This window comes from Microcoleus sp. bin38.metabat.b11b12b14.051 (genome assembly GCF_013299165.1).
Lineage (GTDB): Bacteria > Cyanobacteriota > Cyanobacteriia > Cyanobacteriales > Microcoleaceae > Microcoleus.
On the sequence record NZ_JAAFKD010000006.1, the window covers coordinates 163387 to 180101 of the forward strand.

At 44.1% G+C, this 16715-nt stretch carries 5 protein-coding genes and 1 pseudogene; 5 read left to right on the forward strand and 1 reads right to left on the reverse strand.

Annotation, left to right across the window (positions count from 1 at the left end; genetic code table 11):
* Positions 1–1449 precede the first annotated feature (1449 nt).
* From QZW47_RS09325 to QZW47_RS09340, 4 genes are all read left to right on the forward strand, one after another.
* Positions 1450–7542, forward strand: coding sequence for a trifunctional serine/threonine-protein kinase/ATP-binding protein/sensor histidine kinase (locus QZW47_RS09325; RefSeq protein ID WP_293126368.1), 6093 nt, complete (start codon positions 1450–1452; stop codon positions 7540–7542).
* A 256-nt stretch (positions 7543–7798) separates the two neighbouring features.
* A complete protein-coding gene (locus QZW47_RS09330) occupies positions 7799–10354 on the forward strand; it encodes a CBS domain-containing protein (protein WP_293126370.1) in 2556 nt (851 codons plus the stop codon).
* A 64-nt stretch (positions 10355–10418) separates the two neighbouring features.
* Positions 10419–10817: a response regulator gene (locus tag QZW47_RS09335; RefSeq protein WP_293126372.1), complete on the forward strand. Its 399-nt coding sequence runs from the start codon at positions 10419–10421 to the stop codon at positions 10815–10817.
* Positions 10814–13972 (forward strand): PAS domain S-box protein, encoded by a 3159-nt coding sequence (locus tag QZW47_RS09340; RefSeq protein ID WP_293126374.1) that lies wholly within the window; start codon positions 10814–10816, stop codon positions 13970–13972. The genes QZW47_RS09335 and QZW47_RS09340 overlap by 4 nt, the downstream gene beginning before the upstream one ends.
* Positions 13973–14115: 143 nt before the next feature.
* On the opposite strand, the pseudogene tnpA reads toward QZW47_RS09340, so the two are convergent.
* Positions 14116–14506: pseudogene (gene tnpA, locus QZW47_RS09345) on the reverse strand (IS200/IS605 family transposase).
* A 634-nt stretch (positions 14507–15140) separates the two neighbouring features.
* Between tnpA and QZW47_RS09350 the strand changes: the two are divergent.
* Positions 15141–16715 (forward strand): reverse transcriptase domain-containing protein, encoded by a 1575-nt coding sequence (locus QZW47_RS09350; RefSeq protein ID WP_293126376.1) that lies wholly within the window; start codon positions 15141–15143, stop codon positions 16713–16715.

A 16715-nucleotide genomic window follows, 5' to 3' on the forward strand; every position in this document is an offset into this window, starting at 1 on the left:
GCAGTTATTCTTCATCTGTCGCCGGTTAAAACTGACCCGATTGTCTCCCGAGACAGTCGGGTTGCCCCTATTTTATCGAATCCCCGCGGCTCGAATGTCAAGAAGTGGCCCGGGCGAGCAGCAAGGCAAGGCGCATACCCGGACAAAATTCAAATCTCAGGAGTGTTTGTCACCAAGTGTTTTCTGACCAAGTGTCGGGAATGTAGCGCCAAATTGCCCGGTACGATCTCGGCAGATAATTTTGAGTGCTGCTGCTGGGAAATTCTAGCACAGCGATACTTATACTCGATCGCGCCACAGCAGCGGCACCCAAGCGAGGTCAGCCGCTACCTGACTGGTAGGAAACCTGCCCAGAGGGTCTTCAGGGAACTCCACCGGGCCCTAAAATCATTAAAGCTGCCACCCACGCAGTTTGTTAATAATAAATTTCACTAATTGTGCAGAATTGTTAAGGACACAGCGAAAAAATCTCTAAATCCCAGAAACCCTGTGTTATTATAGGAATTAAGGATTTAAACAATTCTATACATTAAGTACAGCCAGACTGGCAGGTAGCTTTCAGATGCCTGTAAGATTTTCGTAGAGCCAGCCTTGTTAGTCAGATCGCAGCGAAAATTTCTGGGACAGATTTTTAGTTTCTTGCAGCTAAAAATTTTCAGGAGTTAAGACTAGCGCATAAGATGTGCGCGGTAGCTCAAAGCAGCTAAAGTGGACGGTTTTACGTTTTTTAAGCATCTGTAAAGCAGTAAGTCATTATTGACCGAGAACGCCTAAATGTTCCCGCCGGCTTGATATGGAAAAGCAGCCTTCAGAACCAAGGCATAGTCTTGCGTGCTGACTTAATGTAGTAGGTCTTGAACTTGTCCTCCTCCTCCTCCTCCTAGTCCTTGACTTTTGGTTCTAATTATGATTTATCGCGATATTCCTCTAATTATTCCTATTCTGGCCGCGGGTTATGTAATGACTATTTATGTACTGCTGATCTTGGCCGAACGTAGTTCTAAAATAACTCGACTGGGCGAGTAGTGTAGTGCTGGGGAGCATCTGGCCGGCTGCCTAGCACTCGCCTCCTGAGAGACTCAAATTCTGAATATTCAAAGATCACCCTGCCTTGAAAGCTTGCACGCCAAGGCAGGGTGATTTTTGACAATTGGCCGCACCGTGATGTTGTGCGGGTTGAGAATATGTGTGGCGATAGCTGCGAACACATATCCGTGGTTAAACTGATATAAATAATGTTGCTCCTTGACAGTAATTAATATCGCAGTTCTCAAAAAGATGACGCAAAAGACCAGCTCGATGTCTCAATTTTTACCCGAAGAGCTCTCGTCGATCCGGGCTAATCTAAAATCTAAAATCTAAAATCTAAAATTTTAAATCTAAGCCTGTGCCTCACTTGTTTGAGAAAGGCTAGAGTTTCCTCCACCTGCTCCCTAAGATTCTGCAGCTATGCTCCACTTTCCAGGCTACAAAATTTTCAGGAAAATTCATGAAAGCGATCGCTCTCTAGTTTACCAGGGAGTGCGATCGGCCGACGGCGATCGCGCAATTTTCAAGATACTCAAGCAAGACTACCCGACTCCGGCAGCACTCGCGCGCCACAAGCAAGAATATGAAATCATCCGCAGCTTAAATCTCGCAGGAGTCGTCAAAGCTTACAGCTTAGAACAGTACGATCGTTATCTGGTTATCGTCCTAGAAGATTTTGGAGGCGAATCTCTCAAAAGGCTGATGCAGTCTGAGCCTTTTACCTTATCGGAATCTCTGGGCTTCGCCATTGAAATAGCCGACATTTTAGGCGAGCTCCACGCTGCGAATATCATACACAAAGATATCAACCCCGCCAACATAGTTTACAATCGCAGCACCAACCAACTCAAAATTATTGACTTTGGAATTGCCAGCGTCTGCGCGCCGGAAAAATTAAGCGGCGAGACGCCCGCCCTCAAAAATCCCCATGTTTTAGAAGGCACTCTCGCCTATATGTCTCCAGAACAAACTGGCAGAATGAACCGCACCCTAGATTATCGCACGGACTATTACTCTCTCGGCGCCACGCTCTATGAAATGGTGACTCGCCAACTGCCTTTTGGAACCGCCCGCGCCCTAGAATTAGTACACTGCCACATTGCCAAACAGCCACAACAGGCCGCCGAAGTCGATCGCACAATTCCCGCAGCAGTTTCCAATATTATCGCCAAATTATTAGCTAAAAATGCAGACGATCGCTACCAAAGTGCCAGAGGCATCAAAGCAGATTTAGAAGAATGTCTAAACCAATTAAACACGCGCGGTAAGATATCACACATCTCCCTAGCCAGCCAAGATATTTCCGATAAATTTCAAATTCCTCAAAAGCTGTACGGACGCGAAACACAAATAAAAACTTTAGTAGCAGCCTGGGAGAGAATTACCGACAGTCGCCCCCGTTCTCCAGAACAAAAACGGGTAGAAATGATGTTTGTAGTAGGTGATTTCGGTAGCGGAAAGTCATCGCTGGCTAGAGAAATTTATCAGCCAGTTATCGAAAAACAGGGCTATTTTATCAGCGGAAAATTTAACAGATTGCAGGAAAAAGTTCCTTACAGTGCTGTCGTAAAAGCTTTTGAAGATTTGCTCCAACAAATTCTTGGAGAAAGCGAAATAAGATTTAAACAATGGCGCGCTAAAATATTAGATGCTATCGCGCCCAACGCTGGAGTAATAATCGATATGATTCCAGATTTAGAATTAATTGTCGGGCAACAACCCGCGGTACCACCGCTAGATAAAGAGCAGGCTTACAATCGTTTTAATCTAGTATTTATGCAATTTCTGCGGGTATTTTGTTCCCAGGAACATCCCTTAGTTATTTTTCTGGACGATTTGCACTGGGCAGACTCGGCTAGCCTAAAATTAATACAACTAATGGTAGCTGGTAAAATGGCAACCCCAGCCCACAAAAATATTGAGAATGCCCAACCAATAACCGCTAGCAACTTATCTCTGGCGCCGCCCGAATATTTATTGATTGTTGGGGCATATAGCTACAACAATGTGAGTCCGCTTCATCCTTTGATGGCGACAGTGGCAGAATTGCCAAAACTGGGAGCAAACATCAATCAAATTACCTTAGCTCCGTTGGAAATAGCAGACATTACTAATTTGATTGCTGACACGTTACACAGCGACCAAAAATCAGTAGCACCCCTAGCAGGATTGGTGAGGCGGAAAACTGGGGGCAATCCTTTCTTTGTGAGTGAATTCCTGAAAATGCTGCACGCCGAAAATTTAATAACTTTTAGTTTTACCAGATATCCCCAGTTAAATTTTGATGCTGCTTTATTGCCAGGTGACGCCCGAGAATTGACCAATAATTATGCACAAATTAAAACAGGATGGCAGTGGGATATTGATGAAATTGAGGAAATGGAAATTACTAATAATGTAGTCGAGTTGATGATTGCAAAATTGCAAAAATTGCCGGAAGCAACCCAGGAAGTTTTACACTTAGCAGCTTGTGCGGGAACAGATTTTGACTTGCACCTGCTGTCTGTGATTTGCGAAAACTCTCTGGAGTTAGTATTTGCCGACCTCCTCCCGGCACTGGAGTCTGGTTTGATATTAGCGGTTTCGGAAGTAAATAGCGATGTGTTAATTATGAATTTTAAGTTTTTGCACTATCGAGTGCAGCAAGCGGCCTATGCTTTGATTGACGAGCAGCAGCAAAAAATATTTCACTGGCAAATAGGTTGCTTTTTATGGAAGAATACAGCGGAATCTCGGCTGACAGATGAGATATTTAATATTGTAGATCATATTAATATGGCTCTCAAAGATCTTTTGAATTTAACAACGATATTTACTGAGGAAAAACGATATCAAATTGCTGAGTTAAATTTGATGGCTGGCAAAAAAGCTAAGGCGGCTGGGGCTTATGCTGCTGCGGTTATGTATTTAAATCTCAGTCGGAGATTGCTGGCCGATGCAAACTGGGTACAGCAGTATGAATTAACTTTAGATATTTATGTAGAATCAGTTGAGGCTGCGTATTTTAGCGGCGAATTTGATCTGATGGAACATTTATGTGAGACTGTCTTGTTGCAAGGGAGAACTCTGCTGGATAAAATCAAAGTTTATGAGGTAAAAATTCAAGCTTATATCGTGCAGAGGAGACAGCTAGAAGCGATCGCTCTCGCCCGGGAAGTGCTAGCACAATTTGGCGTCAGTTTTCCAGACACTGCTGACGAGTCAAGCATTCAGCGACAATTAGAGCAAGCACGGGTCAAATTAGCCGGAAAAAATATCGAAGACTTAATTTATCTGCCTTTGATGACTTCTCCGGAACAACTCGCAGCAATGCGGCTCGCCGCGAGTATAGTTCCTGCTGCCTTTCACTGCGCTCCTCAACTATTAACTCCGCTAGTTTTGTCACAGATTAATTTATGTATTCAGTATGGAAATTCACCGACTTCTGCATTATTTTATGTGGCTTGGGGCGTAGTTTTAAACAAGGAATTTCAAGATATTGAATCTGCGAATAAGTTAGGCGAATTGGCTTTAAACTTAGTATCGATGTTCAATGCCAAAAGCCTCAAATGTAGGATTTTATATGTAGTAGCAGCTTGTATCGCTCACACGAAGTACCATGTCAGGGAAAGCCTGCCCATGTTCCGAGAAAGCTATCAAACTGCGCTCAAAAATGGAGATTTTGAGTTAGTCGGTTATTGTGCCAAACAAAAATCTCAATATGCTTATTTTGTGGGGCAAGAACTTACAGAACTAAAACGCGAAATTGCCGAGTCTAGCAAGTTGCTAGCTCAACTCAAGCAATCCATAAACTTGCTGTGCAATCAAATATTTCATCAAGCGGTGCTTAACTTGCTGGGCGAGGCAGATAATCCCTGCAATTTATCCGGGACAGCTTGCACGGAAGAACACGTGGTGCCGCTGCTGGCACAAGCATACGATCGCACTGGGCTTCATTACTTTTATTTGCACAAACTCGTACTTTGTTATTTGTTTGGCGATTTGTCCGATGCACTGAAGAATGCCGCAAAGTTTAGAGAAGTTTTACCGGAAGGAACTGTTTTTTTAACTCTGCCACTGTTCTATTTTTACGATTCTTTGGCTGCACTAGCAGCGTATTGTGAGGCGGATGTATTGGAACGAGAAGTTTTGCTAAACAGAGTAGGAGAAAACCAAAAAAAATTGCAGAAAGTGGCGAAACACGCCCCGATGAATCACTTGCAGAAATTGTATCTGATTGAGGCAGAGAAACATCGGGTTTTGGGCGAGAATTTTCAGGCAATGGAAGAGTACGATCGCGCGATTAGTTTAGCCAAGGAAAACGAATATCTTAACGAAGAGGCTCTCGCTCACGAATTGGCGGCTAAATTTTATATGGGTTGGGGGAAAGATAAGATTGCGCGAGTTTATTTGGCGGATGCTCATTACTGCTACACCCACTGGGGAGCGAAAGCCAAAGTTGAGGATTTGGAAAAAAAGTATCCCCGATTTTTAATCAGAATTCCGGCGTCAACCATCATCAGCAGCGATTGCGCTACGATTACGAATATTTCCAACAGCCGCGATTCCAGCCGAAGTTTTGATTTGAATGCAGTGCTGAAAGCCTCTGGTGCGATCGCTAGCGAGATTGTTCTGGACAAGTTACTGGCGAAGTTAATGAGAATTATGTTGCAAAATGCGGGGGCGGAAAAGGGATTTTTGATTTTGGAAAACCGAGGTCAGTTGCTGGTAGAAGCTTCGGGAAAAATAGATGGCGATCGCGTCGATATTTTGCAGTCGATTCCTGCCGAGCGATGCCTGCCTGTTTCCATCATTAACTATGTCGCCCGCAGCAAACAAAGTGTTGTCGAAGATTACGCAGCTCATAAAGGAAACTTTAGTCGCGATCCGTATATTGTCAAACATCATTCTCAATCTATATTGTGCGCGCCTTTGCTGAATCAAGGTCAATTAATTGGGATGATTTATTTAGAAAATAATCTGACTACCAGTGCTTTTACTGATGACAGGGTAGAGGTTTTGCAACTATTGTCTACCCAGGCTGCTGTTTCGATTGCTAATGCTAAACTTTATGCAGAAGTGCGGGAAAGTCAAAGCAATTTGACGCAGTTTTTAGAAGCTGTGCCGGTGGGAATAGCCGTGCACAATCCTAAGGGCGAGGTATCCTATATCAATCAAACTGGACAGCGGTTGCTGGGTAAATTTTTTGCGCCGTCAGCTACAGGTGAAGAGTTGGTGTCAGGTGATCAAATTTATATTTCAGGAAGCGAGAGCCCGTGTTCTGAACAACAATTGCCGGCCAAGCGAGCGCTCAATGGTGAAAATGCGATCGCTGATAATTTAGAAGTTCGCAGCTCCGGTAAAATCGTGCCTTTTGAAATGCACTCGAAACCAATTTTTGACAACAAAAACAAGATTGTCTACGCGATTACGGCTTTCAGCGACATCACCGCTCGCAAACAAGCTGACAAGTTGGTAGGAGAGTACAATAGAACCTTGGAAACGCAAGTAGCCGATCGCACCCGAGAACTTTCCGAAGCCCTGCAAAACCTGCAAGTCACGCAGCGAGAGCTGATTCAATCAGAAAAAATGGCAGCATTGGGACAGCTTGTTGCCGGCGTGGCTCACGAAATTAATACTCCCCTGGGTGCGATTCGCTCGTCAGTCGATAATTTAGCCGACTTTTTTAATCAAAATCTTGGCGAAATCGCCGATTTTTTCCACAAAATGTCCCCGCAACGTTACTCTGATTTAATGAAGCTGCTGCGATACGAGCCGCAGGCGATCGGCTTTTCCAACAGAGAAAAACGCCAGTTTAAAAGAGCTTTGATTCAGCAGCTATCAAACAGCTCTGTTGCCAATCCAGAAACAGTAGCCGACACTTTAGTTGACATCGGCATTTACGACAATATCGAATCTATTTTGCCTTTGCTGCAAGACCCCACCAGCTCGGATATTTTGCAGCAGGCTTATCAACTTGCTACTTTGCAAAGAAGCACGAATACTATTATCACAGCTACAGATAGAGCAGCTAAAGTAGTTTTTGCTTTAAAAACATATTCTCGACATAATTCTACGGGAGAAAAAGTAAAAGCCAATATTATTGACGGTATTGAAACTATATTAACTCTTTATTACAACCAACTCAAGCACGGGGTAGAATTGGTCAGAGATTATCAAGATGGACTGCCTGAATTGTTGTGCTATCCAGACGAACTCAATCAAGTTTGGACAAATCTGATTCACAATGCCCTGCAAGCGATGGAAAATTGCGGAATTTTAAGAGTAGAGGTGAGAGCCAAAAATTTGCTGCTGAGCGTCAGCGTCACGGATAATGGTAAGGGAATTGCGCCGGAGGTTTTGCCGCGAATATTTGAGCCGTTTTTTACCACAAAACCCGCAGGTGAAGGCACTGGCTTGGGACTGGATATTGTGAAAAAAATTGTGGAAAAACATTCGGGTAAAATAGAAGTAACATCAGTTATCGGTCAAACGACCTTTACCGTGTCAATTCCGATCGCCCGATCGCGCTAGAGCACTAGGAATGATACCGATGCACGACAAAAAGTGCAACTTTAGACAAGTGTCAAAAACAATCAAAAAGTCCGGCAGGGCTCCAAATCCTAATGCAATCGGTCATTCTCATCTAAAATCTCAAGGTGAAAATCTCAAATGGTATGAGACAGATGTCAAGCCTCGATTTGCGCGATCGCCCTACCACTGTCAAATCTAAAATCTAAAATGGTATTAATTGTAGGTTCCGCCTGCATCTATTTCCCTGAATTTGCCTATGTCAAGAAAAGTTTCTGATAGCCAAAGCTTGCTACAACAGGCGATCGACCCCAAACTGCCGGTGGTGCCTCCTGACACGCCTTTGAAAGTGGCGATCGCAGCCATGACATCCGCGAGGGCCAGTTGCATTTTAATCGCGAGCGATCGCCAACTGCTGGGAATTTTGACAGAGCGCGACGTTGTGAAAATAACTGCTCGGGAAATACCGCTAGCGGGGGTGGCAATTTCTGCGGTAATGACGCAAAATCCGATCGCAATTTCCTTGGAGCGATCGCAGAATATCTTCAAAGTATTGAGCATATTGCGATCCTCTTCGAGGGCTGCGCTAACGGCAAAAATTCGTCACTTGCCCGTCACAGACGAAGGCGGAAACTTGATCGGCGCCATCACCCCAGAAGGTATCCGTCAAATCCTGAAACCGGGCGACTTGCTGCAAATGCGGCGCGCCGGAGAAATTATGAATCCAGAAGTAGTAGTTGCCTCAACTAACACCTCTGTTTTAGAAGTCGCAAAACTGATGGCAACCCAGCGCAAAAGCTGCACAGTCATTTGCACTGATTGCGACAACAGCCATCAGAAACCGGTGGGCATAATTACAGAAGGCGACATTGTTAAATTCCAAGCTGCCGAACTCGATTGCGTCGGTAAAGCAACCGCCGCCGCCATGAGTTTTCCCTTAATAGTGCTAGAAGTAAAAGCCACAATGTGGGAGGCTCACCAGTTCATGCAGCAGCAACGCATTCGGCGCTTGGTGGTGGCGGACGAGGCAGGATATTTAGCCGGGATTGTGACCCAAAGTAGCCTGTTGTATGCCTTAGAGCCAGTAGAAATGCTCGCCAATGTCGAGGTTTTGCAGGAAACAGTTGCCGAAAAAATGCTGGAGTTTAAAAAAGTGAACGAACAATTGGAAACACAAGCACTGCACAGAAGCGATGTAGAGGAACAGTTGCGGATGTTAAATGAAGGTTTAGAAGAACAAATTAAGCTGCGAACTTTAGAATTAATTAAAGCTAACAATCAGTTAAAGAACGAAATACAAGAACGCGCCACCGCTGAAGCTGAAATCCGCCGCCTCAACACCGAACTGGAACAGCGAGTGCGAGAGCGCACGCTTGAACTAGCAGCAACCAATGAAAATTTGCAGCAAGAAGTTAGGGAACGCCAATTGTTAGAAGAAAAGTTGCATTTTTCTGAAAGCAAAGTCCGTGCAGTTTTTGAAGCGATGCCAGACATCGTTCTCGTGCTTGACAGTCAGGGTAACATAGAAGTTTTACCGACAAATACGGCGGAGTTTTCCGAGCCGGATTGCGACATAGTAAGTTTGACAGTCGAACATTTTTTTGACGACGACAACCCAGATGATTGGTGGATGCTAGTTCAGCAAGTGTTAGAAACGCAACAAACGCTCAATTTTGACTACAGTTTAATAGTTAGCGGTCGCGAAATTTGGTTTTCAGCCTGCATTTCTCTGTTCTCAAAAAATGCAGTAATTTGGGTTGCCCGCAACATCAGCGCCCGCAAACTAGCAGAGTCAGCGGTGTCTCAAAAAAATAGTGAATTAGCTCATACCCTGGAAGAACTGAAGCGCACTCAAAAAGAACTGATTCAATCAGAAAAAATGGCAGCTCTCGGACAGTTAATTGCCGGAGTTGCCCACGAAATCAATTCTCCTTTAGGGGCGATTCGCTCCTCGGTGCAGAACATCGCCGACTTCTGGACTGAACAATTGCACCACTTACCGATGTTTTTCCAACAACTATCCCCGGAACGACAGCAGGATTTCTTTGCCCTGCTGCACAACTCTAGTCAAGAAATAGACACCTTATCTAGTAAAGAAAAACGTCACTTGAAAAAAAAATTGCAGCGGGAATTAGAATCAGCAGGGATTGACGGCGCCGACAGCATTGCCTGTACGTTATTAGATATTGGCATCTGCAAAAACCTTGAAACTTTGTTACCTTTGTTGCAAGACAGCACAAGTTCAAATATTTTACAAACTGCCTACGAATTTGCTACGGTACAAAAAAGCACTAAAAATATTACTACTGCGACCGATCGGGCAGCAAAAATCGTTTTTGCTTTGAAAAGCTACTCTCGTTACGACCAGTCTGGCTCCAAGGCGATCGCAAATATTACCGACGGCATTGATACTGTTTTAACACTTTATCAATACCAAATTAAACACGGTGTGGAAGTAGTCAGAAACTATGGTAATGATTTACCCTCTGTGCTATGCTATCCTGATGAACTTAATCAAGTTTGGACAAATTTGCTTCACAATGCTTTACAAGCAATGGGCAACAAAGGAGTGTTAAAAATTGATGTCAAATACCAAGATCGTGCAATATCAGTCATTATTACCGACAGCGGAAAAGGAATTCCCCCTGAGATTATGCCGAGAATTTTTGAGCCTTTTTTCACGACTAAACCTCCAGGAGAAGGCAGCGGTTTGGGATTGGATATAGTTAATAAAATCATTGAAAAACACCAAGGAAAACTACAAGTAGAAAGCGTGCCAGGGGAAACCAAATTTACCGTATGCCTGCCAGTATAACCAGATTTTTTGAGCGTTATTGGCCTCGATCCATTTTTTATCAATTAAATAGGAGTCAAATTTTATGCCGAAGCCAGTAATTTTGTGCGTTGATGATGAAATGGTAATTTTAAACAGTTTGAAGATTCAACTCAAAAAGGAATTTGGCGATGATTACCTCTACGAAGTCGCAGAAAATGCCGAGGAAGCTCTAGAAATTATCGAGGAAATTCAAGCAGAAGAGGAAAGCGATATTTTGGTCATAGTATCTGACTGGTTAATGCCTGGTCTTAAAGGAGATGAATTTTTGATTGGGGTTCACAAAAAATATCCTAAGATTGTGAAAGTCATGCTAACGGGGCAAGCCGACGAACTAGCAATAGAACGGGTGAAACAGCAAGCCAACTTGCACCGCTGCTTGTACAAGCCGTGGGATGGCCAAGAATTAGTAGAAACGATAAAATCGGGTTTGGCAAAAATATGAGTAATAAACCTGTAATTATTTGCGTGGATGACGAACCGATCATCCTGGAAAGTTTGAAGATTGAGTTAAAAAAAGCCCTGGGTGAAGAACACTTATTAGAAACTGCTGAAGGCGGCGAAGATGCTTTAGAGTTAATCGATGAGTTGCTGGCGGAGGGCTGCGAAATCGTGGCGGTGATTTCCGACTATCTGATGCCTCATATTAGAGGCGACGAATTGCTGAAGGAGATTCACAGAATTTCGCCAAAAACTATCAAAATTATGCTGACTGGGCAAGCAGACCTCGAAGCGGTGGCAAATACTATTAAATATGCTAAATTGTACCGCTACATATCGAAGCCTTGGCAGTCAGAAGATTTGAAATTGACTGTGAAAGAAGCTGTCAACAGTTATTTTATGGAGAAGCAATTAGCGGAACAAAATGCTCAACTCCAAAACCTGAATCAAGAATTGGAAACTTTAGTTGAGGAACGGACTGCACAACTGCGTTTGTCTGAGGAAAAATTTGCTAAAGCTTTTCGTTCTTCTCCCAATCCGATTACTATTATCAGGCTTAAAGACGGTCGTTATTTAGAAGTTAATGAGGCTTTCTGCAAGACAATCGGTTATTCGGCGCCAGAAATTCTCGATCGCACGGCGCTGGATCTGAATCTGTGGGAAAGCACGCCAGCCCGCACCAACTTGTTTGCAATGTTAGACGAAAAAAAATTTGTTCGCAACTACGAATTTGATTGGCGCACTAAAACTGGGGAACTCAGAACCGGACTGCTGTCTGCTGAAATTATTGACATTCACGGCGAAACCTGCGTGATTTCGGTGATTCAAGATATTAGCGATCGCAAATTAGCTGAAGAAAAACTCCGGGCGGTAGCGGCTTCTTTAGCAGCAGCGCAAAGAATCGCCCGCGTCGGTAATTGGGAATACGATTTCTCTGCCGATACAACTACTTGGTCGGAAGAATTATCTCATATTTTCGGTCTCGATGCCGCCCAGGCTGCGCCCACACTAACTGAGTTTCCGCAATACGTGCATCCCGACGACAGACAAAAATGGCAAACCGCGATCGACGCTGCTATTGCTAGCGGGCAATCCTACAGTTTAGAATATCGCATCCTGCGCCCGGAATCGACAATTGCCGCCGATAATTGCCCGTCACAGACAAGTGAAGGCGGCTTCATCCGTTACATCGAATCCAGAGGAGAAGCAGTTGTCAACGAGCAAGGGCAACTGATCAAACTGTTTACAACTTTGATGGATATTACGCCCCGCAAGCTGGCAGAAATAGGCTTAGCAGAGAGCGAAGAAAAATACCGCCATTTAGTGGAAACTTCTCAAGATATTATCTGGTCTTGCGATGCTGAGGGACACATTACTTTTATCAACCAAGCAGTAAAACAAATCTACGGTTACGAACCTGAAGAAATGATCGGCTGTTCTTTTAGCGACTTTTTGGCGCCAGCACAAATAGACCACAACCTGGAACTTCAGCAGCGGTTGCTGACGGGAGATGCTGTGCTTCAGTACGAAAGTATCGTCTTAGGAAAAGACGGCCGACAGATTGATGTCAACACGAAGGCGATCGCGCGCTTGGACGCATTCGGAAATATTACCGTCACCACCGGCACAACTAGCGATATTACCGAGCGCAAACAAGCAGAGATCGCCCTGCAAAAAGCTAAAGAAGAAGCCGACAGAGCCAACAGGGCTAAAAGCGAATTTCTCTCGAACATGAGCCACGAATTGCGAACTCCCCTCAACGCAATTTTGGGTTTCAGTCAACTGTTGTCCCGCGACGCCGCCCAGGGTAGCGACCAACAGCAATATTTAGGAATCATTAGCCGTAGCGGGGAACATTTGCTCGATTTGATCAATAATATTCTGCAAATGTCAAAAATTGAAGTCGGGCTGGTGACACTGAATAACAGCACCTTCGACTTGCACAAAATGCTGATGAATACGGAAGATATGCTGAAGCTGCAAGCAGAAAAAAAAGGGTTGCAGTTAATTTTTGATGCCACTCCCGACGTACCTCAATATGTAGAAACAGACGAAAGCAAGTTACGTCAGGTATTGATTAATGTGGTGGGAAATGCAATTAAATTTACCGCGGAAGGCGGTGTAAATTTAAGAATAAAACATGAGCTGTTGGCAAACACAAAAAATCTCGACATTTCGCTGAGCGACACTTGCTGCTTGTTCTTTGAAGTTGAAGACACGGGGGCGGGAATTTTGCCGGAAGAAATGGACAATGTGTTTAAACCTTTTGCTCAGACAGAAATCGGGAGAAAAGCTCAAGAAGGAACTGGTTTAGGTTTGCCGATCAGCAAACAGTTTGTGCAGTTGATGGGAGGAGAAATGACTGTGACTAGCAGCGTCGGTAGCGGCAGCATTTTTAGATTTGATGTGAAAGTTTCGCTCCCTAATGCACTGGAAATTCAGGTAGCTCAAACTGCTCGCCGCGTTGTGGGGATTGAGCCGGGACAGCCGGAATACCGCATTTTAGCTGTGGACGATCGCCTGGAAAGCCGTTTGCTGTTGGTGAGAATGCTGTCATCCCTCGGTTTTGTGGTGCGAGAGGCCGAAAATGGCGTTGAAGCTTTGGAAATTTGGTCGAGTTGGGAACCTAATTTGATTTGGATGGATATGCGGATGCCGGTGATGGACGGCTATGAAGCTACTAAACGGATTAAAGCGCATTTGAAAGGTCAAGCAACGGTGATTATTGCTCTGACGGCGAGTGCTTTTGATGAGGAGCGATCGGTGATTTTGTCTGCTGGGTGCGATGATTTTGTCGCCAAGCCTTTTCGGGAACAAGTGATTCTCGAAAAGATCGCTAAGTATCTGGGAGTACGCTATGTTTACGATCGAGAAGCTTCACTGAGTTCTGATGCTGTAACGGACGGTGATGTTTCTGCGATCGCCCAAACGGCCCCTTTGCCTTTGATGCTGAATGCTTCATTTTTTGCAGCTATGCCGGCGCCATGGGTGGATGAGTTGTACGCTGCGGCGGATGCGGTTGATAATGAGGAGATTTTTCGGCTGCTGTTGTCGATTTCTCCTGTGGATGCTGGTTTCCGCAGGGCGATCGCGGATTTGGTGAATAACTTTCGGTGCGATCGGATTATTGATTTGATTGAAGAGTTTAGAAATGTTTGAGAGAGTAGGGAGACGGGCGGGTAGGGGATGATTGATGCTTCAGCTCGATCGGCTGTTGGTAAATGCGCCTGCGGGCGATCGATTTATCCTGGATTATGATTGAAATCAGGACTTACCAAAGAACTGGGTAAAAGCCCCGTCTTTCAAGACGGCTTTTCTTGATTCTGGATATAGCGCTTGAGCACTTCTAGCGATGCACCTCCAACAGAAGTGGCAAAATAGCTTGGACTCCATAAAGCCTCTTTCCCGTAGGGCTTCGGGAAACCCCCTTGTCCGTATTTCCTGCTAGAAACGCCCTTAAGCGCATTCACTATGGCAGAAATAGATAGCTTGGGCGGATATTCAATTAAAACGTGAATGTGGTCAGACTCCCCGTTAAACTCTCTCGATCTGAAAATTCATCTTCTGAGCCACATCCTTAAACGAAGTCTCAATCACCGCAAGGCTTTCGCTAGTGAGTACAGACCTACGGTACTTAGTCACGCAGACCAAGTGAATCTTTAAGTCGGTAACACTATGCCTTTCTTTTCGCAAAAATTTGTCATTTTGAGCCAACTAATATATGATCGAGTAACAGACCAATTATATATTAGAAAGTGAAAGCTAGATACCAATTCGTGCGATTCGTTGATTAGTAAATCCCGGTAATCAGTCCGCAAATAACTAATCCAGTAAAACTTGACCCCTTGGTTAAGTGCTGAACTCTCAGATTGATGAAGGTGCAAGTCCTTCCCGCAAGATTCATGCGTGACTCCTGATCTGCCCACACCGACCAAGCTCAATTCTTGGAGAGTGAAGCTGGGAACAGGGCGCAATCAGACGGCTGTTATGGGCTGACACTGGCGCTAATAGGAAGTTCCTACGGTGAAACCGAGTCTAGAAAAGCAACCTATATCTAAGCAGGGCATAACGTAAAACCCTGACTTCATCAGAGATTAATCCCGCAGCATATGAATTGAATAGCTGCAAGAATCTAGGGAGTCTGATGGTTGAAGTGACTACACCTAACGGAACAATCAATCATCTGAGGGAACGAATAAAAACGACCTGAGAGTCATGGACACGTCGATTTCCATGTAGGTAAGATGAGATACGGAACTCTCTCAAGTCGGGTAGGATGCAAAGTAATTTTTGCAAGGTATTCAGAAAATATTCAACGGAGCAGAGCATGATTAGACACGGTGGCAACACCAGTGAATCTTGGAAAAATCTACCTTGGAAGAAATTCCGCAAAGATTTATTCCGCCTACAAAGAAGAATATTCAAAGCAGTTCGAGCAGGAGACAAGCGGAAAGCGAAGTTTTTGCAGAAGCTTATACTGAAGTCAAAAGCTGCTAGATTCTTAGCAATTCGACAAGTAACTCAGCTAAACGCGGGGAAAAGAACGGCAGGTATTGATGGTAAAAAATCCCTCGACTTTTTAGAAAGATTTCAATTAGAAACCCTACTAAAAGACCACGCAGGAAATTGGAAAGATCAAGGATTAAGAGAAATTCCAATCCCCAAAAAGGACGGAACAACTCGAAAACTCAAAATACCCACCATAGCGGATAGAGTTTGGCAGTGCCTAGCAAAATATGCTTTAGAACCCGCACATGAAGCAACTTTCCACAAAAGAAGCTATGGATTCAGAACAGGACGGTCAGCACACGATGCCCAACAATTCCTGTTCTCAAACCTAAACTCAAATGTAAATGGAATAGATAAAAGAGTCTTAGAACTCGATATCGAAAAATGCTTCGATAGGATAAATCACACCGCCATAATGGATAGACTTATAGCTCCTAAGAGCATAAGACAAGGAATATTCCGATGTCTCAAAGCCGGAGTCAATCCAGAGTTTCCCGAACAAGGAACACCTCAAGGTGGTGTGGTGAGTCCTTTACTAGCAAACATCGCCTTAAACGGAATTGAAAGTATTCACAGATTCCATGTAAATGGAACTAGGATTACCAGCAGAACCTCAGAGAGACACATTAATAGCCCTTCCGTTCGGTACGCCGACGATATGGTTATAATGCTACGACCTCAAGACGATGCAAACGAGATACTTGAAAGAATTGACAAATTTCTAGCAGAAAGAGGAATGAAGATAAGTGAAAACAAAACCAAGATAACCGCTACGACAGATGGATTCGACTTTCTCGGCTGGCACTTCAAGGTGCTAAGCGATGGAAGATTTAAAAGTTACCCCTCAGTGGATAACTACAAAAAATTCCGTTTGAAGGTAAAGAACATCGTAAATTGCTCGAACTATGGTTCTAAGGTAAAAGCCGAAAAGCTAGCACCAATAGTTAGAGGATGGAGAAAGTACCATAGGTTCTGCGATATGTCAGGAGCAAGGTTTTCACTTTGGTTCCTAAACCACAGGGCGCACACGGTATTTAATAAGGAAACAAAGAACACCCGCGAATCAAGTCTAAAACTTGTCAAACAGGCTTTCCCAGCAATTCCTTACTCCGAAAACAAACACATCATGGTCAAAGGTGAAAAATCACCCTACGACGGAGATTTAACTTACTGGAGTGAACGCAATAGTAAGTTATACAATGGTATAACCTCTAAAGCTCTCAAAAAGCAAAACCATTCATGTGGTCATTGTGGAATGAAATTTATAAGTGATGAACCTGTACATCTTCACCACATAGACAAAAATCATGATAACTGGAAGCCTAAAAATCTTCTAGCAATCCATGAAAGCTGTCACGACTATTTACACATGGGCAAAAGGGTAACTCCCTAA